This is a genomic window from Spirosoma spitsbergense DSM 19989, from assembly GCF_000374085.1.
GTDB lineage: Bacteria > Bacteroidota > Bacteroidia > Cytophagales > Spirosomataceae > Spirosoma > Spirosoma spitsbergense.
The window spans coordinates 29,551-55,038 of sequence record NZ_KB893551.1 but is presented as its reverse complement, the minus strand read 5'-3'; the positions used below and the strand labels follow the sequence as shown (position 1 = coordinate 55,038).

Annotated in this window: 20 protein-coding genes; 7 read left to right on the top strand and 13 right to left on the bottom strand. The window is 50.6% G+C overall.

The genetic code is table 11. The annotated features are described in order from the left end of the window. Positions 1-68: 68 nt before the first annotated feature. Positions 69-1,232, bottom strand: a complete 1,164-nt coding sequence (gene dnaJ / locus B157_RS0117840; RefSeq protein WP_026308781.1) for a molecular chaperone DnaJ — start codon at positions 1,230-1,232, stop codon at positions 69-71. A 91-nt stretch (positions 1,233-1,323) separates the two neighbouring features. Further along, the gene (locus B157_RS0117835; RefSeq protein ID WP_020604675.1) at positions 1,324-1,923 is read right to left on the bottom strand and encodes a nucleotide exchange factor GrpE; all 600 of its coding nucleotides are present in this window, start codon (positions 1,921-1,923) and stop codon (positions 1,324-1,326) included. A 213-nt stretch (positions 1,924-2,136) separates the two neighbouring features. Here B157_RS0117835 and queG point away from each other — a divergent pair, with 213 nt between their 5' ends. From queG to B157_RS0117820, 3 genes are all read left to right on the top strand, one after another. Continuing rightward, entirely contained in the window at positions 2,137-3,072 is a 936-nt protein-coding gene (gene queG, locus B157_RS0117830) for a tRNA epoxyqueuosine(34) reductase QueG (RefSeq protein ID WP_020604674.1), read from the top strand. A gap of 20 nt (positions 3,073-3,092) precedes the next feature. Then, complete coding sequence (locus tag B157_RS0117825) at positions 3,093-3,767, top strand: response regulator (protein ID WP_020604673.1); 675 nt, start codon at positions 3,093-3,095, stop codon at positions 3,765-3,767. A 105-nt stretch (positions 3,768-3,872) separates the two neighbouring features. Beyond that, a complete protein-coding gene (locus B157_RS0117820; protein ID WP_020604672.1) occupies positions 3,873-5,237 on the top strand; it encodes a sensor histidine kinase in 1,365 nt (454 codons plus the stop codon). A 140-nt stretch (positions 5,238-5,377) separates the two neighbouring features. Here the strand turns inward: B157_RS0117820 and B157_RS35600 are convergent, their stop codons facing one another. The 3 genes from B157_RS35600 to B157_RS0117805 all read right to left on the bottom strand — a co-directional run bounded on the left by B157_RS35600 (position 5,378) and on the right by B157_RS0117805 (position 9,320). After that, complete coding sequence (locus B157_RS35600; RefSeq protein WP_157618485.1) at positions 5,378-5,626, bottom strand: hypothetical protein; 249 nt, start codon at positions 5,624-5,626, stop codon at positions 5,378-5,380. A gap of 410 nt (positions 5,627-6,036) precedes the next feature. Next, the gene (locus B157_RS0117810) at positions 6,037-6,435 is read right to left on the bottom strand and encodes a hypothetical protein (protein WP_020604670.1); all 399 of its coding nucleotides are present in this window, start codon (positions 6,433-6,435) and stop codon (positions 6,037-6,039) included. Positions 6,436-6,620: 185 nt separating this feature from the next. Continuing rightward, a complete protein-coding gene (locus B157_RS0117805; RefSeq protein ID WP_157618484.1) occupies positions 6,621-9,320 on the bottom strand; it encodes an ATP-binding protein in 2,700 nt (899 codons plus the stop codon). Positions 9,321-10,046: 726 nt separating this feature from the next. On the opposite strand from B157_RS0117805, the gene B157_RS0117800 reads away from it, so the two are divergent. The 4 genes from B157_RS0117800 to B157_RS0117785 all read left to right on the top strand — a co-directional run bounded on the left by B157_RS0117800 (position 10,047) and on the right by B157_RS0117785 (position 16,178). Continuing rightward, positions 10,047-10,352 carry a hypothetical protein gene (locus B157_RS0117800; RefSeq protein WP_020604668.1) on the top strand — a complete coding sequence of 102 codons (306 nt, stop codon included), beginning with the start codon at positions 10,047-10,049 and terminating at the stop codon, positions 10,350-10,352. An 82-nt stretch (positions 10,353-10,434) separates the two neighbouring features. Then, positions 10,435-11,523 (top strand): efflux RND transporter periplasmic adaptor subunit, encoded by a 1,089-nt coding sequence (locus tag B157_RS0117795; RefSeq protein ID WP_026308780.1) that lies wholly within the window; start codon positions 10,435-10,437, stop codon positions 11,521-11,523. Positions 11,524-11,548: 25 nt separating this feature from the next. Next, positions 11,549-14,752, top strand: a complete 3,204-nt coding sequence (locus tag B157_RS0117790; RefSeq protein WP_020604666.1) for an efflux RND transporter permease subunit — start codon at positions 11,549-11,551, stop codon at positions 14,750-14,752. Beyond that, complete coding sequence (locus B157_RS0117785) at positions 14,745-16,178, top strand: TolC family protein (RefSeq protein WP_026308779.1); 1,434 nt, start codon at positions 14,745-14,747, stop codon at positions 16,176-16,178. The genes B157_RS0117790 and B157_RS0117785 overlap by 8 nt, the downstream gene beginning before the upstream one ends. A 67-nt stretch (positions 16,179-16,245) precedes the next feature. Here the strand turns inward: B157_RS0117785 and kynU are convergent, their stop codons facing one another. From kynU to B157_RS0117745, 8 genes are all read right to left on the bottom strand, one after another. After that, positions 16,246-17,544, bottom strand: coding sequence for a kynureninase (gene kynU, locus B157_RS0117780; protein WP_041952172.1), 1,299 nt, complete (start codon positions 17,542-17,544; stop codon positions 16,246-16,248). Positions 17,545-17,829: 285 nt separating this feature from the next. Next, positions 17,830-18,195, bottom strand: coding sequence for a heavy-metal-associated domain-containing protein (locus tag B157_RS0117775; protein ID WP_020604663.1), 366 nt, complete (start codon positions 18,193-18,195; stop codon positions 17,830-17,832). 69 nt (positions 18,196-18,264) lie between these two features. Further along, positions 18,265-19,791 (bottom strand): hypothetical protein, encoded by a 1,527-nt coding sequence (locus tag B157_RS35595; protein WP_020604662.1) that lies wholly within the window; start codon positions 19,789-19,791, stop codon positions 18,265-18,267. Positions 19,792-19,810: 19 nt separating this feature from the next. Further along, positions 19,811-20,854 (bottom strand): sialidase family protein, encoded by a 1,044-nt coding sequence (locus B157_RS0117765; RefSeq protein ID WP_020604661.1) that lies wholly within the window; start codon positions 20,852-20,854, stop codon positions 19,811-19,813. Between the two features lie 57 nt (positions 20,855-20,911). Continuing rightward, entirely contained in the window at positions 20,912-21,259 is a 348-nt protein-coding gene (locus B157_RS0117760) for a four-helix bundle copper-binding protein (RefSeq protein ID WP_020604660.1), read from the bottom strand. 93 nt (positions 21,260-21,352) lie between these two features. Further along, entirely contained in the window at positions 21,353-22,498 is a 1,146-nt protein-coding gene (locus B157_RS0117755) for a glycosyltransferase family 61 protein (protein ID WP_020604659.1), read from the bottom strand. Positions 22,499-22,578: 80 nt separating this feature from the next. Beyond that, positions 22,579-23,145, bottom strand: coding sequence for an AraC family transcriptional regulator (locus B157_RS0117750; protein WP_020604658.1), 567 nt, complete (start codon positions 23,143-23,145; stop codon positions 22,579-22,581). Then, positions 23,145-25,412, bottom strand: a complete 2,268-nt coding sequence (locus B157_RS0117745) for a TonB-dependent receptor (protein WP_020604657.1) — start codon at positions 25,410-25,412, stop codon at positions 23,145-23,147. The genes B157_RS0117750 and B157_RS0117745 overlap by 1 nt, the downstream gene beginning before the upstream one ends. Positions 25,413-25,488: the final 76 nt, after the last annotated feature.

Here is a 25,488-nt window from a genome sequence, read left to right as displayed (position 1 = left end):
TGCCAGATAACGATGAAGCCCCACCAGTGCTGGCGGGGCTTCTCAACTATATATTGGTGTAACAGGAATCAACCATGAAAGAAATCTTTCATCTTGTCGAAAAAGCCTTTCTCATTTTTATTGGGTTTCGGCTGAAAATTCGGCGAATGGCGTAACTGCTCCAGAATCGATTTCTCCTCCAGCGACAGTACTTTGGGTGTCCAGACGTTGACGTGTACAATCTCGTCGCCCCGGCCGTACCCATTCAACTCTTTGATACCTTTCCCTTTCAGGCGCAGCATTTTACCGCTCTGTGTGCCGGGTTCCAGCGTGATGCGGGCTTTTCCGTCAATGGTAGGCACTTCTACACTGGTACCGATAGCTGCATCGACAAAGCTGACGTATAAGTCAAAAACAACATTGTTACCATCCCGTTTCAGGTCGATATCTTCCTCTTCCTCAATCACGATGAGCAAATCGCCCGCTACACCACCGCGGGGGGGAACGTTGCCCTTGCTGCCTACCGATAGCTGAATACCTTCGGCCACGCCTGCCGGAATTTTGATGGGAATAACGTCCTCCTGTAATACACGGCCTTCGCCAAAACAGGCATCGCAACGGTCGGTCACGATCTTACCTTCGCCATTACAGGTGGGGCACGTGCTGGTCGATACCATCTGACCCAGCATGGTGTTCACCACTTTACGCGTTTGGCCGGTGCCCTGACAGGTAGAACAGGTTTGTACGGCGGTACCGTTCTTTGCCCCGTTTCCCCCGCAGGTGTTACAGGTTACGTGCCGTTTTACCTTTATTTTCTTTTCTACCCCGTTGGCAACTTCCTGCAGGTTCAGTTTTAGCTTGATGCGGAGGTCGGAGCCACGCCGAACGCGCTGCCTTCCGCCACCACCGCCCTGCGCTCCCCGGAAGAAACTGCCAAAGGGCGAATCATCCCCGAATACATCACCAAACTGGCTGAAAATATCCTCCATCGTAGGCCCACCGGCACCATAGCCGCCAGCCGCACCACCCATGCCCGCATGACCGAACTGGTCGTACCGGGCTTTTTTGTTGGGGTCGTTCAGTACATCGTAAGCCTCGGCGGCTTCCTTGAATTTTTCTTCGGCAGAGGGGTCGTCCGGATTTTTATCGGGGTGATATTTGATGGCCATCTTCCGATAAGCCTTCTTCAGGTCCTCCGCAGTGACGTTTTTATCCACGCCCAGGATTTCATAATAATCGCGCTTCGTTGCCATATTTTTGAATGAGTGAATGAGCGAATGAGCGAATGAGTGAATAAAACCTGCCGGATGGTATTCACTCATTCGCTCATTCACTCATTCGCCATTAGCTTCCTACTATTACTTTTGCGAATCGAATGACTTTATCATTCAGGTAATATCCTTTTTCAATTTCTTCGATGACTTTTCCTTTCAGGTCATCACTCGGAGCCGGGAATTGCGTAACAGACTCGTGCAGATCGGCATTGAACGGTTCGCCCTTTGATACCATCGGCTTTAAGCCTTTGCCTTCCAGCGTCTTGAACAGTTTGTTGTATATTAGTTCAACTCCCTCTTTTACGGCATCCACCTCTTCGGTTGTTTGAATAGACTGCATAGCGCGTTCAAAATCATCGACCACCGGAATGAGTGCCTTTAGTACTCCCTCATTCGCATTGCTGATAAGGTCGAGTTTTTCCTTAGCGGTGCGCCGGCGATAGTTTTCGAAATCAGCGTATAAACGGAGATATTTATCCTTCAGTTCGGCCAGTTCACCGCTCGTTTTATCGGCCGGTGCGGTTTCGGCAGTAGCGTCGTCGGTTGGTGTTGCGTCGTCGGTTTCTTCCGGTACGCCACCATTGACGTTTATCGCTTCTTCAGTTGTCAGGTTGTCAGGTTGTTCTGTATTCATAGACGTTTGTTCGTCCAGCATGTCGTTATTTTCCATCACTGAGTTTCTATTTCGCTTCCAGAAATTCATAGGCAAAGATGGGCAAAACACCGGCCAAAATCACATATACTGACAAGTTGGCACAATATCTAAATCGATCACCCGGCAGAATTCCTGTGATTTTATGGATTTTCAGGATTTATAAAGGAAGGCAAGTTGTTTTACGGTTCAAGTCCTTTCTCTTCTTAACGCTTCCGTATACAGATCATCATGTACGCACCCGCCCGCCACTATACGCAACGCATCAAAGCCAAAGCCACTGAACTGGGCTTCGACTTTTGTGGCGTGGCCAAAGCTGATTTTCTGGAAGAGGAGGCTCCTTTACTGGAAACCTGGCTTAAGCAGGGCAGGCATGGACAGATGCACTACATGGCGAACCATTTCGATAAGCGGCTCGACCCACGACTGCTGGTCGATGATGCAAAATCAGTTGTTACGGTCTTGCTCAACTATTATCCGGAGCAAACGCTACCCGAAGGGGAGGAAGACTATAAACTCTCCAAATACACATACGGCACTGATTACCACTTTGTTATCAAGGACAAACTAAAGGCGTTGCTGGATTTCATCCGCGAGGAGATAGGCGAAGTGGGCGGGCGGGCTTTTGTCGACTCGGCACCGGTAATGGATAAAGCCTGGGCCAAACGGGCCGGGTTAGGCTGGGTGGGCAAGCACACCAACCTGATTAACCGCGACATCGGCTCTTTCTTCTTTATCGGCGAACTGATCCTTGACCTGGAACTGGAACCTGACGGTCCCATCACCGACTATTGCGGCACCTGCACCCGCTGCATCGACGCCTGTCCTACAGATGCCATCACAGATCCGTATGTAGTGGATGGCAGCAAATGTATCTCCTACTTTACCATTGAACTGAAAGAAGCCATACCGGAATCCGTTCGGGGAACGTTTGAAAACTGGATTTTCGGGTGCGACATTTGTCAGGATGTTTGCCCCTGGAATCGGTTTGCCCGCCCCCATAAAACGCCCGCATTTACCCCTCACCCCGATTTAGCCGGTATGAAGAAATCCGATTGGGAGGAAATAACGGCGGATGTTTTCCAGACCCTCTTCCGGCGGTCGGCGGTAAAACGCACCAAACTGGCAGGCTTAAAACGTAACGTTGCTTTCAGTAAGCCAACGTAAGTGATGAACCATTCTCTTTTATGAAAATCCTTTTAGTTGAAGACGAAGAACGACTAGCCTCTTTTATCCGAAAAGGGATGTCGGCAGAAGGCTACGAAGTGGAAATAGCCTACGACGGGCGTACGGGCCTATCCCTGTTTCGCCGGGACATTTACGATATAATACTCCTGGATGTCAACCTGCCGCAGATGAACGGCTTTGAACTGTGTAGGATAATCCGGTCAGAAAATGAAGCGGTTCCCGTGCTGATGCTCACCGCCCTGGATAGTATGGCCGACAAGTCGGACGGGTTCAACGCCGGAGCCGACGATTACCTGGCCAAACCCTTTGAGTTTCAGGAGTTGCTGTTACGGCTTAGAGCGCTGACGCGCCGGAACAGTGGCAGCGGCCAAAAATCAATTCTCCGGCTGGCCGATCTGGAATTAAACCTCGATGCCAAAACCGTGGCCCGGGCGGGCAAACGTATTGATCTGACCACCCGCGAATACGCCCTGATGGAGTACCTGATGCTGAACAAAGGAAAAATCATTTCGCGGGTAGACATCAGCGAGCGGGTCTGGAGCCTGAATTTCGATAGCAGTACGAATGTGATCGATGTGTATATCAGTTACCTGCGCAAAAAAATTGACAAAGGGTTTTCGCCTAAATTGCTGCACACCATTGTTGGCATGGGGTACGTTCTCCGTGAGGATTAAGTGCGTGGTCATTTATTGTCATTAGATAGTCAACCAATAGCAGCCAACGGATGACAACGAATAACAATCGATGACCACTAAATGACAATCTACTGACCCGTTTTTATGCTCATCCGCAATCGCCTGACCATTATTTTTACGTTGCTGGCTACGGCCATCCAGATTACGCTATCCCTGCTGGTGTGGTACTTTTATTCGGTATACCGGCAGGAGGAATTCTACAGCAGGCTGGAAGGAAAAGCCCGGGTAACGGGCCGGGTACTGATTTCCCGGCGGCACCTGCACGACGACTTTTTCAAGAACATGGTCCGTACCGATTTACTCACCATTGTGGAGGAACAAATCAGTATTTATGACGACCGGCATAACCTGGTATTCACCAACCGAACCTTGAAAGAATCGGACTATTACAAAGAAAAAATTCCGTTGCTCGATACGGCCTCGCTGTTTGAATTTAAAAGCGGCCATCTTGAATCCATCGTAATCCCCTACCGGGACCGGGGGCAGCTGTTTTACATTTTTGCCTCTGGTTATGACCGAATCGGCCTGGCCAAATTAGCGACGCTGCAACAAATTCTGCTGCTGGCCAATCTATTGGGTTTTACGTTGATTGTGCTAGCCGGATGGTATTTTTCCGGGCGGGTGCTGAAACCCATTTCTCAAATCGTGGACGAGGTGGAGCAAATCACCGCCACGCACCTGCACAAGCGGGTGAATGAAGGAAACCGGAGAGACGAAATCGCCCAGCTCGCCATGACCTTCAATCAGATGCTTTTCCGGCTGGAAGATTCGTTTGTTTCCCAGCGCAGCTTTGTTTCGCACGCGTCGCATGAACTGCGCACCCCCCTCACCAACACCCTCGGCACGCTGGAAACGTCCCTGCGGTACGATAAAAACCCTGGCGACTGGCGAGACAGTATGGAAGTGGCCGTCGAAGAACTCAAAAAAGTGATTGGGCTGACCAACGGGTTGCTGGGGCTGGCTAAAGTTACCGATGGCACCGTTTCCCTGACCGCCGTTCAGGTTGATGATTGCCTCCTTACGGCCATTGGGCAGGTGCAAACGAAGTATCCGGGCCGTCATCTGCCGCTTCAGTTTATGACGGATGAAGACGAATCGCTGACCGTGAAAGGCAGCGCAACCCTGCTGACTACGGCTTTCCTGAACGTGCTGGATAACGCCTGCAAGTATTCCAGCGAACCAGTAGCCGTTCAACTAAAAGCCAGCGAAGGCCAAATTACCGTGGTGGTGACCGACAAGGGGCGTGGCATCGCCGAAATCGACACAACACACATACTTAGTCCGCTTTACCGGGGTAAAAATGTAGAGGGAGTCCCCGGTTACGGCATTGGTTTGGCCATAACGCAAAAAATCGTCGACCTGCACCTGGGTACCCTCCAGATCACCTCCAGTATAAACCAGGGCACCTCTGTTAGCATTAGTTTGCCGGGGAATGGGTATATCACCTAAGCTCAGTCTGGTTGATAATGGGCTATAAGGGATACGATTCAGCGATCATTTTATGACTCGTCATGACAGGGAATTCGCTTAAATGCCTGGCCTGAGTCAAATGTAAGGGGCTGGTTCGGAGTAAACATCATTTTGCCATTTTACTCCTGAACGGGGCCATATCCTTCTACAAGGCCGTTTTTTGTGGCCAGAAACACCACTTCCCGCACGGACTCCTGCCCTTCTGACTGGAACGTATAGTCGGCTATCAGCGTGTCGCCCCGCATCGTATCGGTGTTTTGGTCTTTATCCGCCAGTGGATATTGTAACGTGCCGCTTACGTTAGTGCCCTGACGGGTCAGGCTTAATTGAATCGTATTACCGGCCGTCATCAAAGCGTAGTACTGCATCTGACTGGTGCCCATTGGTTCAACCGAACTGGAACCTGAAGCAGTTTATGTTGTCGCGTTCGACTCGCCGGTTGAAGGTTTCTTCGTGTTGCAACCGCTTAGCGTTATAACTACGAGAAATGTTAGCAGGGTGGGTTTCATGCTTGGTATTGGCTGGCGCAAAGTGTTAGCCCCAACTTACGCCAACAGTTGGTTGTGTTGTCATCCCATACCCCAGGTTATCCATTTTCATGGCTCGGGGTTATAGCACCAATCCTGTCTGTTTCGGAGGAGCAAAAAATAGAGTGCTGACAGGCTGTGCCAACACTCCACCAAACACATAATGGCTGTTTGGGTTGTTTCAGCAAGAGTGAACCAGCCCAAATGCCACTTGACTCATCCTGCATTACTGTCACAGCTTACCACCTTAACTACTTAAAGACGGCCGGTGGTATAACAAGCGACCCGTCTCCACAATACCCCTTGGTACCGGGAGTATTCCAGGCTAAGGTAACAGGTTTTGTCACATCAGTCACTTTAATGGTCCAGAGTTCCCGTGGTTGGTTCTTACCAATCGCCCCGAGTGGCTTACAGGTTTGGCAGGTACCATTGGTGATGGCTAAGTTCTGTGGCGCGAAAGTGGAACCACCTGTCTTTCCTTCCCAATTTACCTGTAAGTTCAATATGCCGTTCGTGCTGCGTTGTGTAACCACATTGTTTGTAGCTTTTTTCGCCGGGTTCTTGTCGCACCACAGGATTCCGTGATTTTGTGCAGCTAGGTAATGTCCAATGAACAAGGTCATTGAAAGTGTTAGAAGTACTTTTTTCATACTAATAAATGATTTTGGTTCATTATATGCTTACTCACGTTAGGGACTTTTCAGCTTCCTCCCCTCTTAGCCAGATGTCTTGATAGACTGTCTCCTGTTAAGATGGGGGCAAAATTATTCCTCCCAGAGTGACAAAATCCGTCAATTTTCAGAACATAATCCGTCAAAACAATACTTAACCTATATTATTTTGTATTTTTTGACTGCAAGTTTGGTGTAGTGTATAAAAAATCACCGGGCGACTTCCCGAACCGGTTTTTGAAACTGCGGGAGAAGGAGCGGACATCCTTGTACCCCACCTGGGAAGCCAGCATATTGATAGACACATCAGTGCCATTTTCCAGTAGCGACCGCGCATGATTGAGCCGAATCTCCTGGAGATACTGCACCGGGCTGAGGCCCGTGAGCCGCTTCAACTGCCGAAGCAATGTGGATTCGCTCATGGCAAACGTTTCGCTCAGGGCAGGAACGGTTAATAGATCGCTGGCCAGATTAACCCGGACATACCGTTCAAAAGCTTCGAGCCATTCCTGGTCGGTTTCAGAAAGGAGCGGGCGGGCGTCACCCTCTTTATTATCTACCAGAACTTCCTGCCTCCGTACCGACTGGTTTTTTAGCAGATTGGCGATGCGTACCAGCAGTTCGTCCTCATCGAACGGCTTGGTCAGGTAATCGTCCACGCCGATGCGCAGGGCGTGGAGACGGTCGGCCGGTTCGGCACGGGCCGTGAGCATGATGACAGGTGTGTGTCGGGTCGCATCGCCGGATTTTAGGGTTTCGAGCAGTTGATACCCATCCATCACGGGCATCATCAGGTCGCTCAAAATCAAATCGAACGGTGTATGGGCAGAGGCTGTTTTTTGCAGGGCTACTGCGCCGTTTTCGGCGGTAATGACCTGGTAGTTGTCGGATAAGATTAAACAGATGTATTCCCGTAAACCAGCGTTGTCTTCCACCACCAGAATCGTCGGCCTGGGGTTAGAGGTGGCTTCGGCGGAAGCGTTTCCGGACATGGGCTGCCCAACCGGCATGGCTATATCGTACAGTTCAACTACTTCCGGGATATGCAGTGGAGTAAGGGGAGTGTTCTCTTTTTCGGTCAACGTAATCGGCCACGAAACATAAAAAACGCTGCCCTCTCCCGGCTTGCTTTCTACGCGGATGTCCCCGTTCATTAACTGCGTGTATTCATAGCAAATAGCCAGGCCAATCCCCGTTCCTCCGGCCGAGGACCGTCCATTCTGGCTGGCTTGAAAAAACCGGTCGAACACATGCGGCAGGTCATCGGGATGGATACCAGGGCCGGTATCGGCCACCTGGAAAGAGAGCCTGTTGCCGTGCCTCTTTACTGTTACCTCTATTTTTCCGATGGCGGGCGTAAATTTAAACGCGTTAGAGAGCAGGTTGTAGAGAACCTGCCGACATTTTTCCCGATCCAGATCAGCCATCAGTTCGGGAGCGAGTTGCACATCACTCGAGTAGTGAATTTGTTTCCATTGAGCCAACGACTGGAATTGATCGAGGTGCAGCCTAAAAAATGACTCCAACGCCGTCGGTTCTTTATTCAGCGGCATCTTACCTACCTCAAGCTTTCGCAGGTCGAGGATATCTTTTACCGTCAACTCCAGCTGCCGGGCACTACGGCTAACCGTTTTAAGCAACAACGTCTGTTTTTCGGAAAACTGGTTCCCTTTCAGCAACGTGTTCACAGGCCCCACAATCAGAGTAAGCGGGGTGCGCAGTTCGTGGCTTACGTTGGCGAAGAAACGGGATTTGGCCGCATCAAGATTTTCCAGTTGGGTAGCCTGATTTTGAATAAGGATGTTTTGTGCGACCAGTTTTTGTCTGGCCTTCCGCTGTCTTCGAAAGCCAGCGTATAAGCCAACCGCAAGAGCCAAAATCAGGAGTCCAATAATGACAGAAAAGCCAAGCTGATTATTTTTCAGGCGCAGGGCCAGTTCCTGCTCTTCTATCAGTTTCTGTTTGTATTTATTCTGATAGCGGGCGTCTATCTCGATAACCTTGTCGCTGACACCTTTTTCCAGTAAAGCCAGTTCCACCGAATACCCTTTCTCTACGTTCACCAGAGCCGAATCGAGCAACCCCAGTTGCTCATAAATTTTGCCGCGAAGGCGATACGTATAGCCGATGGTTTTTTCTTTTTCGTTACCGTCGGCAATGGCCTGATTGGCCGCTACAATGGTAGAATCACTATACGCCAGAGCTTGCCGGAAGTTTTTACGTTGGTAATAGATCTGGGAAATTGCGTAGAACATGCTACTACAGCCTACATAATCGCCTAACTGCCGATAGAGCCCGACGCCTGCTATGCAATGCTGCATCCGCTCATTCAGGGCAGATGCTGGCAGCAGCCTATTCAACAGCATATGGCTAATGGCCTCTTCCAGAAGAAGGTGGTATGTTGGGGCTGTACGCAGGGCTTCCCGGGCGAAAAACAGTGCGGTCTTTTTATCGCCGTATATACGCTCCCAGGAAGACCGGCGGATGGCAAAATAGGGATATTGCGCATCCAGCTTATAGCGATCGATATCGGCTTTAGCCAGTTCCAGCTGTTCCCGGCTACTTTCTTTGCGGCCTACCTTTTCGTACAACAGCGCCATTACCAGGCAGGCTCTCGCATGTATATTCCAAAGGTGTTTTCCCTGACTCCGTTGTTTCACCAGCAGCAGCTTTTGCATGGCAAGGCTACTGCGCTGATCCTGTTCAAAAGCTTCGGCTTCGGCCAGTTGCACCCGAATACCGAAAGGCGTACCGGACTGACCACGGGCTTTCAGAACACCCAGCAAGTTGCCGGTAATGACAATGGCACTGTCATTTTTAAAGGAAACCAGGCAGGACCCGGCACGCGCCAATTCCTGCTCCATAGCACCAGACACTGGCTCAGGCTGAGCTTTCAGGTTAGGTAAATGCCAAAAAAATAAAACCCCGAACACAACGAATGGTGCTATGTTCAGGTTTATGATTGCTGCTTTAATAAACACTATAGTCACTTACGAAGGGTAGAATAACTTTCTTACGCCAACACCAGCTCACACCAGTTCAGACGAAAATTACCTGCTTCCTTTCTCTTACGCACTTTCAGATTCGGGTTGGTAGTACCTGTCTGACTGTTCCAAAAATAAGCCTGGTATCGTATAAAGCTATGATTATTCTTACTTTTTCTCAATTAGCGTTAAAGTTCCGTTTAATACAGATGCCTTTGGAGTTCATCCAGGTAGTAATGATACTGACTAATTCCGCCCGAAACAATTGTTTTTCAGGATGTCTGACCATTATCAGACCTGAAGAAAGCAGGCTAAAATCATCCGTAATTAGTAGGCAGGCAGCTGGTTACGCAAAAACTACCGGTGTGCCGGCTGGCTGCCATTCTAATCCATCCTGCTTTACTTGTTGTCGGGTAACAAAGCCTATTTTCCACGGAAATTAATTTACTCTAAAGGGTATTTTATAGGATTTTTCCAGCTACAAATTCAGGGTACAGCGAAGCAGGAAGAGGGCATCTTAAACTTTTCTAATATATTCTAATTTCCTTCTCACGTCGTTTTAATGTCACGGTGCTTGCTTTGTATCGATAAACAAAGATACACGCTATGCAACGCCGGAATTTTCCCGTTCGGAAGTCCGACTCGATCCTACTCTACGGCTTCGGGCTGGCACTGGTTCTTTCCCTCCTGTTCAATGGCTTTCTGCTCTATGAGCAACGGGATAAGCCTGGTGTTTACGAATACGAATCAGGCAATTCGGTCAACCCCGTAGATATTCTGGTCTGGCAGGAGCAACTCTCCGACTGTAAGCGAGCCAACGAGCAGAAAGACAGCCTGATTAACCGCCTGGCGAAGCTTCCCAACGCACCTCCCGACAAAAAAATTGCTATTCAGGGCATCACGTCAAAATAATAGCACACATAGTCTCACCACTCAGTACCCTTTTATCAATCGATACAACCCGATGCTTACCACTAAAAAAAACAAGATAACGATGAAGAAAATCCTCACGCTCATGGTTGTGAGCTTTTGTATTTTATTGAGTTTTACCAGTTGCTCAAAAGAAGAAGAACAAAAAGAAGAAGAAAACAAGTACCTGGTTACCAGCCCACTGAGAAAAGACACGACGGTTACCCGTGATTATGTGTGCCAGATTCATGCCTATCAGCACATCGAAGTACGGGCATTGGAAAAGGGCTACCTCCAGAAGATTTTTGTGGATGAAGGTAAATACATTCACAAAGGACAGCTTATGTTCCAGATTCTGCCAATTCAATACCAGGCCGAACTCCAGAAGGCAGAAGCCGAAGCCAATTTCGTTAACGTTGAGTACCGAAACACCAAAGCACTCGCCGACAGCAACATCGTATCCAAAAATGAACTTGCCCTGGCCAAAGCCAAATTAGACAAGGCTAATGCGGAAGTATCGGTTGCCAAAATTCACCTGGGCTTTACCGAAGTTCGCGCTCCCTTCGATGGTATCATGGATCACTTCATGGTACGGCTCGGTAGTCTCATTAATGAGGGTGACCTGCTGACAACCATGTCTGACAATAGTAAGATGTGGGTGTATTTTAACGTGCCGGAAGCCGAATACCTGAATTTCAAGGATAAAACGAAGTCCGAAAACCTGACAAACGTGAAACTTATGATGGCCAACCAGGAAATGTTCAAGTATCCGGGTGTTGTGCAAACCATTGAGGCCGACTTCAACAACGAAACGGGTAATATTGCTTTCCGGGCTACCTTCCCCAACCCAAACGGTCTGTTACGGCACGGCGAAACGGGTAATATTCAAATGACTGTACCGCTTAAAAATGCGCTGCTTATTCCACAGAAATGTACGTTTGAAGTGCTGGAAAAGAAGTACGTTTTTGTGCTTGATAAAGACAATAAGGTCGTATCAAGGGAAATCACCTTAGCTTCGGAAATACCGCACATTTTTGTGGTTAAATCCGGTCTGAATGCAAATGATAAGATCCTGCTGGAGGGCTTACGTCAGGTTAAGGAAAACGAAAAGATAAAGTACACCTTCGTGAAGCCTGCCAAGGTCCTCTCCAACTTAAATCTGTACGCCGAATAATCAGATAGTCTAAACAGCAAAAGACATGTTCACAAAATTCATTCACAGACCGGTATTTGCTATTGTGATATCAATCATGATAGTTTTTGTGGGTATGCTGGCGATCAAGCAATTACCTATTTCTCAGTTCCCAGATATTGCTCCGACTACCGTCAATATATTCATCGCGTATCCTGGCTCCAGTGCCGACGTACTGGTTAAATCTACGCTGATTACGCTGGAACAGGCTATCAATGGTGTGCAGGACATGCGTTACATCGCTACCGATGCCACCAGTGCGGGGGAGGCTACCCTGCGGATTATTTTTGAGCCGGGCACCGACCCCAACGTCGCGGTAATCAGGGTGAAAACCAGGGTGGACCAGGTTATGCCGCTTTTACCCCTGCTGGTACAGCGCGAAGGGGTTATCATTACGCCCATTCAGCCCAGTATGCTGATGTACGTCAACCTCTACGCCAAGGGAAAGAACATGGACGAAAAGTTCCTGTTCAACTACGCTACCGTGAAGATGATTCCGGAAATAAACCGGACCAAAGGGGTAGCCCGGACGCAGATATTAGGTAGCCGCCGGTACGCCATGCGTGTGTGGCTCAACCCTGACCGGATGCGGGCGTATAAAATCTCGGTAGAGGACGTGATGGATGCCATTGGCGAGCAAAGCGTGGTGGGACGACCGGGACGGATTGGTCAGAGTTCCGGCATAAAAGCCCAGTCGCTGGAATACGTGCTGACCTATAAAGGCCGGTACAACACACCCGAAGAGTACGAAAATATCATTATACGAGCCAATCCAAATGGCGAAAGTATCCACCTGAAGGATATAGGCCGGGCCGAGTTAGGCAGTGAATTCTTCGATATTTACTCCAACCTCGATGGTCACCCGTCGGCGGCTATCGTGTTGAAGCAGAACTACGGCACGAATGCCAGTGACGTAATCGAAGCCGTAAAAGCGAAACTTGAGGTGATGAAAGAATCCTTTCCGCCGGGAATGGACTATAAAATTAGCTATGACGTATCTAAATTTCTGGACGCGTCTATTGAGCAGGTAGTTGACACCCTACGGGATGCGTTCATATTGGTTGCCTTAGTCGTATTTATATTTCTTGGTGACTGGCGATCCACGCTGATTCCGATTCTGGCCGTTCCGGTATCGTTGATCGGCGCGTTTTTTGTGATTCAGTTCTTTGGTATTTCCATCAACTTAGTGACGCTCTTCGCGCTTGTGCTGGCCATCGGTATCGTGGTCGATGATGCCATTGTGGTGGTGGAAGCGGTACACGCCAAGATGGAGGAGCATCCAAATATAACGCCGTTTAAGGCCGTTCAACAAGTGCTTGGCGAGATTAGCGGAGCTATTATTGCCATTACATTGGTGATGGTATCGGTGTTCCTGCCCATTTCGTTTATGTCAGGTCCGGTGGGTACCTTCTACCGGCAGTTCTCCATTACGATGGCCAGTGCCATTGTGATTTCGGCCCTCATCGCCCTGACGCTTACTCCGGTTTTGTGCGCTATGCTGCTGAAAAACCATAATGGTCACGAGAAGAAGAAAAACCTGCTGACCAAAGCACTCGATAAATTTAACAGTGGATTTGAAAAAGTCACCGGCAAATACGTCGGTCTGTTGCGCTTAATTGTCAGCCGACGGGTAGTTACGTTTGCCATCTTACTGGCCTTCTGCGTGGGCATATTCTACGAGAGCCAGATTCTGCCATCGGGTTTTATTCCGAACGAGGACCAGAGCACGATTTACGGTATTATCCAGACCCCGCCCGGTTCCACGCTGGAACAAACCAACCAGGTAGCGCAGCGGCTTCAGAAAATCTGCGAAAAAGTGGAAGGCGTAGAAGGCGTATCATCGCTGGCTGGTTACGAGATCATGACCGAAGGTCGGGGTTCCAACGCCGGTACCTGTCTGATCAACCTGAAGCCTTGGTCGGAGCGCACACAAAATGTGAAGGAGATAATGGCCGAACTGGAGGAGAAATCGAGAGGACTTGGAGCCATTGTCGAATTCTTCGAGCCGCCGGCCATTCCCGGATTCGGTACGTCGGGCGGTTTCTCGATGCGCTTATTAGACAAAACCCTCGAAACGGATTACCAGGGTTTCGATAAAATCAATAAGCAATTTATGGACGACCTGCGGAAGCGGAAAGAACTGGCAGGTATGTTCACCTTCTTTGCCGCTACCTATCCGCAGTACGAACTGGAGGTTGATAACAAACTGGCCATGCAGAAAGGGGTAACCATCGGAAAAGCGATGGAAAACCTCGATATTATGATTGGCAGTACCTACGAACAGGGCTTTATTAAGTTCAATCAGTTCTTCAAAGTGTACGTGCAGTCCGACCCTTCTTTCCGCCAGTTACCCTCCGATATTTTAAAGCTTTTTGTCAAAAATGACCAGGGTGAAATGGTACCTTACTCGGCCTTTATGACGCTTAAAAAGGGGCAGGGGCCGAATGAAATTACCCGGTTCAACCTGTATAACTCGGCCGCCATTCAGGGGCAACCGGCCAAGGGTTACACCACTGCCGATGCGATACAGGCCGTTCGGGAAGTAGCCGCCAAGACATTACCAAGAGGATACGACATTGCGTTTGAAGGGCTATCCTACGACGAGTCCATCCGCGGTAATGAGTCGCTGTATGTGTTCCTGATCGTGTTGGCCTTCGTGTACTTTGTGTTGGCTGCCCAGTACGAAAGCTTTATCATTCCGCTAGCCGTCGTGTTCTCGCTGCCGGTTGGGGTATTTGGTTCGTTCCTGTTGCTCAAACTGATGGGGCTGGAAAACAACATCTACGCCCAGATCGGACTCATCATGCTCATTGGTCTGCTGGGTAAAAACGCCGTACTGATTGTCGAGTTTGCCGTTCAGAAACGCCAGCAGGGCGCAACCATTCTAAACGCAGCCATCGAAGGGGCGCAGGTTCGTTTCCGACCTATCCTGATGACTTCATTCGCCTTTGTGGCGGGTCTGATTCCGCTGATTCGTGCTACGGGTGCTGGTGCTATTGGCAACCGGACCATTGGTGCCTCGGCCATGGGGGGTATGTTGTTCGGAACCATTTTTGGGGTCATTATAATACCCGGCCTGTACTATATATTTGCCAGTTTGGCCGATGGTCGAAAGATGATTAAAGACGAAGAGGATGGTTCATTAACCGAAAATCTGGTTCATTCACTTGACACTTTCCCACAACCTGAAGAAGTTGAAGACAATGCGTAAGAATAGAAAAATAAATTGGGTAGGGATAATACTTATTACCCTATTCTTTAGCGGCTGTACTGTGCCACGCATAGCGTTACGATCAGTAAACAAATCGGTGCCGGCGAGTTATTATGGCTCGCAGGACTCGACTAACACGGGCCGACTATCCCTGCGGGATTATTTTACCGACCCATACCTGTATGCCCTGGTTGATACGGCCCTGAACAATAACCAGGAGTTAAACATCACGACGCAGGAAATCCAGATTGCCAGCAACGAGGTGTTCGCCCGGGCCGGGGCCTACCGGCCTTCGGTCAGTCTGGGTGGCGGGGCCGGCGTTGAAAAAGTATCCCGGTACACCAGCAAGGGAGCGGCCGATGCCGTTACGGACATAAAACCCGGCATAGAAACGCCCGAAGTCCTGCCCAATGTCTACTTCGGTGCGTTTGCCAACTGGGAAGTCGACATTTGGCACAAGCTGCGCAACGCCCGAAAATCGGCGATAGCCAGTTATCTTGGCTCCGTGGAGGGACGGAATTTCATGGTAACGAACATCGTTGCCGAAATCGCCAACAACTATTACGAACTGCTATCACTCGATACGCAACTGAGCATTATCCAGCAGAACCTGGTTATTCTTAACAATGCGTTGTCTATAACCCGGCAGGAGAAAGAAGCCGCCAAAGTAACCGAACTGGCCGTGCGCCGGTTTGAAGCCGAGGTGCTCAAAACAAAAAGCCTGCAGTACGATATTCAGCAGAGTATTGTGGAGCGGGAAAACCGGATTAATTTCCTGATAGGTCGGTTTCCGCAGCACGTTGACCGAAATCCCCAGGATTTCAACGACCTGGTGCCCAATGCAATGTCGGCGGGAGTACCAATGCAACTGCTTGAAAACCGGCCCGATATCCGGCAGGCCGAGCGGAATCTGGAAGCGGCTAACTTAGACGTTGGCGTGGCGCGGGCCAATTTCTTACCATCGCTGAATATCTCCGCTTCACTGGGGGTAATGGCTTTCAACCCACTGTATATACTCAACCTACCCCAGTCCTTAATGGCCTCGCTGCTAGGCGATTTGACAGGTCCGTTGATCAACAAAAATGCGATTACGGCCCTATACCGTTCTGCCAGTGCCCGACAGATACAGGCCGTTTATAACTACCAGCGAACGGTACTGAATGCGTACATCGAGGTGGCTAACCAGTTGTCGAACATTAACAACTTACAGCAAAAGTACACCACCAAAAGCAGTCAGGTGGATGCCCTCGTACGGTCGACCAATATCTCGCTCAAACTGTTCACCTCCGCCCGTGCCGATTATATGGAGGTGTTGCTAACCCAGCGCGACGTGCTGGAAGCGCGGATGGAACTGGTAGAGACAAGAATGCGGCAGTTGAATGCCACGGTCAATACCTACCGGGCACTCGGTGGCGGATGGCGATAACGTCACCAGCGCACACCACAAACCAGCCTCGTCGGGCCGTGTCAACAACTGACACGGCCCGACTGCTTTAAGCCCCTTCTTTACCCATCCGATAAAACTGCGTCAGAGCCTCTCCTACCCGCCAAACGTCTTCAAACGTATTGTACAGGGGCGTGGGGGCCAGCCTGATACAGTCGGGTTCGCGCCAGTCGCCAATAATACCCTGTTCGGTCAGGTGCTGAAACAGAGCTTTCCCATTTTTACGAACCAGCAGGGAAAGCTGGCAACCCCGTTGATTCGGGTCATCGGGCGTTAGTAGCTGAATGTCGGTAAAGGGAGCCAGTATATAGACCAGAAAACCCGTTAGCTGCTGACTTTTCTGCCGGAGGGCCGTCATATCGGCTTCAGCGGTGATGCGGAGCGAGATCCGGTGCAGGGCCATGGCCAGGATGTTGGGCGTACTCACCTGCCAGCCATCGGCACCGGGTGCGGGCACAAAACCGGGTGTCATGGCAAACCGCTCGTCTTCCCGGTACCCCCACCAGCCTGCCAGTCGGGGCAGCAGCTGATCGTGGTGCTTTTCATGGACAAACACGCCCGATACGGCACCAGGACCACCGTTGAGGTATTTATACGAGCACCACGTAGCAAAATCGACACCCCAGTCGTGTAATCGCAGGGGTACGTTACCGATGGCGTGCGCCAGGTCGAAACCAATCGGTATGTCCTCCCGAAAGCGGCAGTGTTGCCGGACCGTGTCGGTAATAGCCGCCATGTTGTACAACTGCCCCGTGTAATAGTTCAGGCCACTCATCCAGACCAGGGCCAGTTCATCGGCGTGTTCAGCCAGCGCGTGCTGGATATCGGTAACGTGGATGAGCCCGTCGATGGAACGGGGGCCTATTTCAATGATCGTATCGGCGGGGTTCAGGCCACGGTGTCTGACGTGCGTTTCCAGCGCGTACTGATCCGATGGAAAGTCCCCTTTGATCGTCAGTATTTTTGTGCGCTTCTCGGTCGGATGATAAAAGGAGGCCAGCAGCAGATGCAGGTTAACGGTCAGGGCATTCATGGGGCACACCTCCGATGGCTCCGCACCCACTATCTGAGCCAGGTCTGCCTTGCAGCTTTCGTGGTAGCTAAGCCAGGGTTGCCCCGTTGATTCCGACGGATGGAACCACCCCTCAACGCCCAGGTTTTGCCAGGTATCCAGTTCCTGCTCCAGGGCTTCCCGGGCAGTTTTAGGTTGTAATCCCAACGAATTTCCGCACAGGTAAACGAGCGGTTTACCACCCTGTTCGGGAATATGAAACCGGTCGCGAAAGGGCCGCAAAGGGTCATCGGCATCAAGTTGCCGGGCAAAGTCCAGCGAGTTTTCGTACATCATCTGCGTTGTTTCATTAACTATTCGTAGTGGGCAGGGTCTTCGTATACATGCTGAATTCCATGTCCTTTGTTTTCCAGCCGGATAAATTGTGCCGGGCTCCCACAAGCCTCCAGCCGCTTTACCAGTCGCTCAGTTTCGGTGATGGGGATTATCTGACAACGGGCAAATATTGGAAAATTCTACCTGATATAACAGAAAGAGGCTATTGATGGCACCCCAAAACATAGCCCGGCCCGAAACAACGTTGTTTCGGGCCGGGCTATAATGCATATGTACCAGGTTAACCTATTGATGGTCCATGCTGCTGGTTTTCTTGCAGCAACTGGGTAGTTTATTATACCCCACTTCATCGGCAGGGACTTCTTCGGCGTCATAACCAGTTTTGCTGATATTTGCCTTCAGTTTGGCAACGTCCGTTTTGTCGGGATTATATTTGATGGTTACAATCTTCGTTTTCACGTCCAGACTGGACTCTTTTACACCCTTCTCGAAGGCTAGATTCCGCTCGATGCGGGCTTTGCACATACCGCAGATGGCGGATGTTTTTATTTTCACCTCCTTGTCTTTATCGTCGCGCAGGGAGGCCGTGGCAAACACATTCCCCAGGAGAATAAGTGAGGTCAGGGTGGTCAAAAACAGGTTGCGTATCATAGTGGTCAATGGTTTACGATGATTAACTAACGAAAATAAGATTGGATTGGTGCCCCTTCAGCGGGACTTTTAGTGACGCATGCCTTTCATATTACCCATACCACCATGCCCTGAATGATTCATACTGCGCATGGTCATCAGGCTCGGCGACAGGCGCAGATAAATTTCACCGGACAAGGGCATGTTCCCATAAATAGGCTGCAGGGCTTTGGTGGGTGCGGCCCCCGTTAACTGAGCACCCAGCACAAAGTCAGTATTGTGAACCTGTGCCAACCGGTGATTGATACCCAGGGTAAGACTATTGATGGTAAGTTCGGATGGCCCATTGTACGGAAAGCCACTGTCAGACGGAATCAGGGCCAGTTCCTCCGCCGATTTCGTTACGTTCTCGAACCGACCGTAGACAGCCGTCCGGTTTATCTGCCAGCTACTCTCGGCCAGGAACGAGTTTTCGCCTTCGCCCGCTTGGTGGCTGTTGCGCCCCCACACAAAGGCCGATGTAACGTAGCTGTTTGGCCCCAGCCCTTTGCTGTGCAAAATAGAGGCCGTGGTGCGCGTTACATCCTCTTCGGGATGCAGGTCTTCGGGGCTATGAATGAATCCCTGCGAAAATTGCAACGCCAGCGACGGCGATGGATTCACCGACAGGCGGTACGAATAGCTGTCGAACGTGGGTTTATCGAAGTTATATCGGTTCTCGTTGGGTTCCCGACCCGTAAAACTGGATGCTTCCACCTTTGCCCATTTGTAGCGGAATCCTGCCGTGGCGACCCCAAACAAAATATGCGTCGCATCCTGCCAGTGGTGACCCAGGGGAGCATCGGGGTTGTTGAACGACGAAATCCGGTGCATAAACGCCGGTGGCCCCATGGCCGGTTCGCCGGGGTAGCCAACGTACCCGAACAGATCGATGTCTTTGCTGAAGGCGTGGCTGTAACTAACTGACAATTCCGAAAACAGATCGTGCGGGTGTTGTTTATCAATCAGCGGCTGCCCTCTATAACTTTCGCCCGTCTGGAACAGGAGCGGATAGCCGCCCGGACCAACGGTGAGCGCATCGAGCGAAATCATGGCCCGTACCTGAAAAAGGCCACGTTTCCCTACTTTGCGCTGGGCCATACCCATAAACCAGTTAGGCACGCCAAACTGCTGCCCCCTCCCCCGTTTATCGGTGTTAGTAAAATTCTGACTGGTGTAGCGCAGGTAGATGGCATAGTGCAGCATATAGCTCCACTTGTTGTTCGATGGCTGACTCATGTAGGCATACATGGGGGTGTTGTCCGGGTGCCAGGACGTACCCGAACCGTTGCGGTTCATAGGCAGGTTACGCGACAGCGAGTGGGTCATGCCCGGCATAGAAGGGTCCATGGTAAGGCCATAGTTCGGCATGGCCATTGAGTCGTTGGATGAGCTATCCATAGCCATACCCTGATGCGTTTCACCCATATTGCCATGCATGGAATGATTCATCGGTCGGGCCGAATCAGCCATGGCTTTTCCCTTCATTGGCATGCTCATGCCTTCATGGTGTTCGTGCTGGCCAACTGCCACTAAAGGCAGTAGACTCAGTGACACTAATAAAATGATGTTTTTCATAACGTTGTTGATCAGGCAATCAGCCAATAATCCGGGCGCGGATGGCACCTTCCTGCTCCCACAGACACAGCACCCGATTGTTGGGTAGCCATGTTAGTTTGGGATAACCTCCGGGAGACATAGCGGCTGGAGTTGGCTGGTCGGGGGTGATGGTCCAGATTTGGCCCTCCCGTTGAAACACGATGTAATTGCCTTTGGGTGTTGTAACGATTTTTGCATTTTTCCCGGTTGTCAATGCGGTTTCCGGCTGGCCGGGCCGGGCAGTGAACAGCGTATCGGCCCGTCGCCATACGGTCGAAATAGCCCCGTTCGGGGTCATGAATACCCCCCCACCATCCATGGGGCAGGCATTGAGTTTCCAGGTCCCTTCGCCTAGCTTGCGGGTTTTTCCAAACGTTTTACCGCCATCGGTCGATTCCATCAGATACATATCCCGCGATCCGTCCAGAAAGTTGCGGAACATAATCGCTACGTGTTCCCCCTGGCTTACCTCCGAAAGCTGGCAACACTCGCAAACGGTACCGGCCGGCGACTCATACAGAATCCGATTAGCCGACCAGGTTCGCCCGCCATCACCCGAATGAGCACTGACAATTTTGTTGCGCTTATCCCCCCGAAGGTCGAGCCAGGCTGCGTTGTACGTGTTACCCGGTCCGGCCGTCAGGGATACGAATCCTTCTTTGGCGATGTCGGGAACGTCGGTAACGCGCACCCGTGGCAGCCATTTCCCCGTAGCGCGGTTCAGCGAATAGGCCCACACATTCCCCGTTTTGTCGATGGCCGTAATCACCACCGATGTGGCTGTGGCCGCAATTTGCGGACCGCGTGAAGCACCCAGGTGCAGTCCCGGCACACTATCTACCCGAACCGGCTCGCTGTACGTTTCGCCATCACGCGAAGTGGCATAATAAATTACCCCACTCCGGCCATAAACAACATGTACAACCCCGGCAGGATCGGTCGCCACGGACGGATGGATGCCTGCGCCAATCAATTTTTCCTCCTTGGCCGGGGAATGAATCAGCGATAGTAGAAAAACAAGCAGGGTGAGTAAATACGACATCTTTATACACTATGAATTAGTTTCTTTAAGGCAGGAATGGTGGTTTCCTGGTACTGATTAGTCCGCCATCTGGCGGCACTCTGCCGCGCAGGCGCGGCAGGCTTCGGCGCAGGCTTTGCAGTGGGCATTATGGTCAGCATGTTTTTCGCACTCGGCGGCACAGGCTTCACAGGCTTCCGCGCACACCTTCATAAAAGAGGCCATAGATTGTGATCCACGCACCATTAGTCGGGCACATAGGGTACATATGTCGGCGCAATCGCGGCACAGTTTAATGCAGGCCGTCATATCGTGGCCCTTTCCGTCTTTGTCGCCCATTTCCAGGCAGGCCGTTGCACAGGCTTCGCAGGCTTTGGCGCAGTCGAAACAGGTATCGACATGCTTAGTCGTAGTCATGGTTTCCATAGTAGTCGTTAAGTTGAGTGCTATTCCCCGTTTTGGGTGTACCAAAATAACGCCTGAAAGGGCATAGAGTTTTTATATAATTCCGGTTAATGTTTACAAATCCGTTCCTTCTGCTTCAGGCTTGCCCAGCAGTTCATCCAGGCATCGTTCCAAATCCGGAATAGATATGAAGATATCTTCCTCCAGCGCCTTCTTTTTATTACTTACCGTCAGTACATGGTGGTAGGCCGAATAATTCATGTTCATGATCCGGGATAAGTACCGAAAATGGTCGACGATCATGGTAGGTGCGAAGAGTTCGAAGAGGTGTGCACCCGGCTCACACCAGATAATATTGGTAAAGGAGGCACCGTGTGGTCCCAAAATGAAGGACGCGTTTTTGTAAATAGCTACCTGTTCCGTAACGGATCGGGGCTTATCCTCAACAACAGTGAAGTCGTACTTCCTGAGCAGGTCAATCAGCGACGCTTCATTGATGACCCGCCTACGTCCGGCACGGCTTACATAGATACGGTTCTTTGCGGATGGCTGAACCCGTATTTGTTTTTCTACCTGTTTTTTTAGTGCCCTGATATCAGCCGGGTTCGGGTAGAACCAATGCCCGCTATTACCCAGAACGCATTCCTTAAACCGAACATCGTGGGTGCGGCTATCAAAAACCTGGTCGGGTGCAATCCCAATCAGGGACAGAAATTCCTGCTCATAGGCCGTCTGGAAGAGTGGATAGGAAATGACTGCTTTGGCAACTATTTCGGGCAGCAATGCCTCCTTCATCCGGCATAATTTTGCCGCTACCAGCATCACAAAATCGTAATACCCGCCAAATATTATTCCATCAGAAAAATGACTCCAGGGAGCGAGTAACAGGTCATATGTAACGACGGTTCGCTTTTGGCTACCGAGGAAATTTTTAACCAAATGGAAGGTCTGGAAGTCAGTACACAGCATTTTACCATTCGCCCGTATACCCCCGTACGGTAGTTGAGTGGTTTGGGTGGTATCATCAACATGCCAGACGTAGGCAGGGTGGGTAACAGCATTCGTACGGGTAAAAATGAGCCTGTTACCGTCTGACTGATTGGGAACATCGGGCAATTCGATACACGTCTGCGAGTTATTATCTATCTGAAAGTTGTTCAGATAAACAACGGTTTCTTCCTTCGATAATAACTCAAGGCGAAACGACTTCAGAAGCAGTCTGGTCAATTTCCCCAGCAGACGTTTAACAGGGTTGGCCATACAATTCTACTACTAATCAAATAGGGCGTAAACATACTACAAAAGAGCGAATGCCGTTACCAGCCAGTTCTCGCTACAGATTAAATAGTATCCAGGTTACGCCGTTCTACCCGATTGGCTTTTCTGAACTGGCTGGGCGTTTGCCCCATCACCTGCCGAAACTGGGCAGACAGGTGCTGAACACTACTATAGCTTAACCGCCAGGCAATTTCACTCAGGGTCAGTTCATTATAGCGAAGCCATTCTTTCACTTTCTCTATTTTTAATGCAATGATATACTTTTCCAGTGTCTGCCCTTCGCTGGTTGAAAACAAATGGCTAAGGTGCGAGTATTCGTACCCTACTTTCCGTTCCAGAAAAGCAGAGTAATTCTCTGTAGGCAGCCGCTCTCCTTTCAGGTGTTGAATTTCATTGATAAGAATCACTTTCATCTGCTCCACCACCACCTGCTTTCTATCGTCGATTAAATCAAAGCCATCTTTTTGCAGCGTTAGTCGCACCTCGTCCAGGGTTAGTCCGGCAGGCAGCGAATCAATGATCACCTCACCCAGCTCAATATCAAGAACAACAATAGACAGCTTTTCCAGTTCCTCGCGCACCACCCGCTTGCACCGGTCGCACACCATATTTCGAATTATGAGTATCATTAGCGCTGGGGTTTAAAACGAACGCCTACGTACACCATCCGACCCGTAATCGGGCCCCAGACCTGCGAACCAGCATCAAATCGGCTGCCAAAGGGGTCTTCTGCCGAAACGATTGGGTTTAGCTGCCGGAAACCCGTCAGATTTTCACCCCCCAGATAAATCTCCATGCCACTGCGGAAAGCCCGGCTAACCTGAGCATTGAGGTTATAAAATCCGGGCGCTATCGTTACGGGCATGTTCTGGTAACCGGTATGCACGTAACCTTCGCTAAGGTAGGGAATCCGGCGGGGACCGTTCCATTGCAGTGTGGCATCGAACTTCCATTTGTCGTAGGGCAGCGCGTAGCCCGCATTGAGCAGTACACGATCCCGACTCACCATCATTTTCGGCAAAAGCCGTTCCTCGCCGAAGGGGGCCCCCATCGTTTGCTGCACATCGAAAAGTCGGTAAGCAGCTTTCACTTCCAGGCGTTTAGCGGGCTGCACGTTCAATTCGGCCTGGAAACTATTGGCAAACGAACGGCCTTTTCCGCCCGACTCAGCCAGGTTGTAAAAATACAGTTCGCCGGGGTGTTCAAGATCCACAATGAGCTGGTTCTGAAAATCGGTTCGGTAGTAGTCCAGCACCAGCGACGCTTTCTTACCCAGCAGTGAAAAATCGTTCGTCAGGCTTAACCCGTAGTTCCACGACGATTCAAACTGCAATGGCTGTCTTAGGGAAACGGTCCGCGAACTGACGAGATAGCCGAAGTTTTCGGCGAATGGGTTGGCCGTCCGGAAACCCCGCCCGGCCGAAGCCCGCAGCGTAACGTTGTTGTTCACGGTATATTTGAGGTGTGCCCGTGGTGTCCACTGCGCCCCAAACAGGTTATGATAATCAAACCGGCCACCCAGCACCAGCGTCAGCTTTTCGGGATAAGTATAGGTGTACTCCACAAACGCCCCCGGTACGGATTCGGTACGGGCCGTATTGATAGCCCGAAACTGTTCCCGATAATCGTCCAGCAAATAACTCAGTCCGGCCTTGAACGCGTTGTTTGTGGTACCGATTATGCTCTGATAGATCAGGTTGGCGTAGAACGTCTGCTGCAGGCCGTTATACGGCGAAAAACCGAAGCGGGCCGTTTGCTCGTGGTGTACGCCGTTCAGGATTAGCCCTAATCCTTTATACGGTTTATCAGGATACAGTTTGGCCGTTTTGGAGAACACCTCCAGCCGTTTGGTGGTATTCAGAAAACTATACCGGGAAGCGCCGAACCGCGATAGCTGCCCCCCATCCCGGTCTTCGTACAGGGCCTTCACGCCAAACTGCGCCATAAATCGTTCCCCGCTGTACTTGTACCGGTTTACCGCGTTTAGCTGCGTATAAAGCGGCAAATCGCGAAACCCATCGTTGTTCTGGTCAAGTTCGGTGCGCATCGTACTGGCATGACCCAGCACGCCCATGCTCCATTTTTTGCTCAGTGGCTTCGACCAGTTGGCATTACCCTCTACCCTACCGAAACTATTCACGTAGCCATTGAGGAAGAGCTTGTTCTCGTCGTCCGACTTCTGCAACTCAACATTCATCTGACCGCTCATCGACTCATAGCCGTTTACCACCGACCCGGCTCCTTTCCCCACGTCGATACCCGTTATCCAGGTACCGGGGATGTAGTTCAGGCCGAAGGTAGTAGCCAGTCCACGCACGGTTGGGATATTCTCGACGTTGGTCTGTACGTACTGCCCCCCCAATCCCAGAAACTGAATCTGTTTTGACCCCGTAACGGCATCACTATACGACACACTTACGGAGGCATTGGTCTCAAAACTTTCCGACAGATTGCAGCAGGCCGCTTTGGCCAGGGTACGCTGATTGATAAATTCCGTCTGGATAGTGTTCATTCTGTCCATCTGACCCGGTGCCCCCGAAACAGTCACTTCCTGTAGTGTCTGCTCGCTACGGAGCGTTAGCATCAGTACAGTTGCCGGGTCAGCAATGGTTATCGTATCGGGCTTATACCCTACATAGCTGGCAATCAGTTCCGTATAACCAGGCAGTATGGCTAACTGAAACTGCCCGTCAGCGTCGGTTATGGTACCGGTTGTGGAGCCTGACCACAGGACCGTTGCCCCAATGAGGGGTACGCGTTTGCCATCGATCAGTTCGCCTACGGTTCCCCGAAGCACGGCTTGTGGACTGGTTTTTATGGTTGAATCGGCCTGCGCCAGAACAGACGAATAGCCCCCGCTGAGTAGCAGGATGATAGGTATTGAAAGAAAACGCATGATTTTATTGATTATAGATTAAATGCCAAAAAACAGTGTCGTACAGGACACTGAGCAGTCATATCAATCAACAAAA

What these genes read in the sequence shown, in the direction of transcription:
- dnaJ (WP_026308781.1), bottom strand. Translation starts at nt 1,232, where the DNA reads ATGGCAACGAAGCGCGATTATTATGAAATCCTGGGCGTGGATAAAAAC.
- B157_RS0117835 (WP_020604675.1), bottom strand. Translation starts at nt 1,923, where the DNA reads ATGGAAAATAACGACATGCTGGACGAACAAACGTCTATGAATACAGAA.
- queG (WP_020604674.1), top strand. Translation starts at nt 2,137, where the DNA reads ATGTACGCACCCGCCCGCCACTATACGCAACGCATCAAAGCCAAAGCC.
- B157_RS0117825 (WP_020604673.1), top strand. Translation starts at nt 3,093, where the DNA reads ATGAAAATCCTTTTAGTTGAAGACGAAGAACGACTAGCCTCTTTTATC.
- B157_RS0117820 (WP_020604672.1), top strand. Translation starts at nt 3,873, where the DNA reads ATGCTCATCCGCAATCGCCTGACCATTATTTTTACGTTGCTGGCTACG.
- B157_RS35600 (WP_157618485.1), bottom strand. Translation starts at nt 5,626, where the DNA reads ATGCAGTACTACGCTTTGATGACGGCCGGTAATACGATTCAATTAAGC.
- B157_RS0117810 (WP_020604670.1), bottom strand. Translation starts at nt 6,435, where the DNA reads ATGAAAAAAGTACTTCTAACACTTTCAATGACCTTGTTCATTGGACAT.
- B157_RS0117805 (WP_157618484.1), bottom strand. Translation starts at nt 9,320, where the DNA reads ATGGAGCAGGAATTGGCGCGTGCCGGGTCCTGCCTGGTTTCCTTTAAA.
- B157_RS0117800 (WP_020604668.1), top strand. Translation starts at nt 10,047, where the DNA reads ATGCAACGCCGGAATTTTCCCGTTCGGAAGTCCGACTCGATCCTACTC.
- B157_RS0117795 (WP_026308780.1), top strand. Translation starts at nt 10,435, where the DNA reads ATGAAGAAAATCCTCACGCTCATGGTTGTGAGCTTTTGTATTTTATTG.
- B157_RS0117790 (WP_020604666.1), top strand. Translation starts at nt 11,549, where the DNA reads ATGTTCACAAAATTCATTCACAGACCGGTATTTGCTATTGTGATATCA.
- B157_RS0117785 (WP_026308779.1), top strand. Translation starts at nt 14,745, where the DNA reads ATGCGTAAGAATAGAAAAATAAATTGGGTAGGGATAATACTTATTACC.
- kynU (WP_041952172.1), bottom strand. Translation starts at nt 17,544, where the DNA reads ATGATGTACGAAAACTCGCTGGACTTTGCCCGGCAACTTGATGCCGAT.
- B157_RS0117775 (WP_020604663.1), bottom strand. Translation starts at nt 18,195, where the DNA reads ATGATACGCAACCTGTTTTTGACCACCCTGACCTCACTTATTCTCCTG.
- B157_RS35595 (WP_020604662.1), bottom strand. Translation starts at nt 19,791, where the DNA reads ATGAAAAACATCATTTTATTAGTGTCACTGAGTCTACTGCCTTTAGTG.
- B157_RS0117765 (WP_020604661.1), bottom strand. Translation starts at nt 20,854, where the DNA reads ATGTCGTATTTACTCACCCTGCTTGTTTTTCTACTATCGCTGATTCAT.
- B157_RS0117760 (WP_020604660.1), bottom strand. Translation starts at nt 21,259, where the DNA reads ATGGAAACCATGACTACGACTAAGCATGTCGATACCTGTTTCGACTGC.
- B157_RS0117755 (WP_020604659.1), bottom strand. Translation starts at nt 22,498, where the DNA reads ATGGCCAACCCTGTTAAACGTCTGCTGGGGAAATTGACCAGACTGCTT.
- B157_RS0117750 (WP_020604658.1), bottom strand. Translation starts at nt 23,145, where the DNA reads ATGATACTCATAATTCGAAATATGGTGTGCGACCGGTGCAAGCGGGTG.
- B157_RS0117745 (WP_020604657.1), bottom strand. Translation starts at nt 25,412, where the DNA reads ATGCGTTTTCTTTCAATACCTATCATCCTGCTACTCAGCGGGGGCTAT.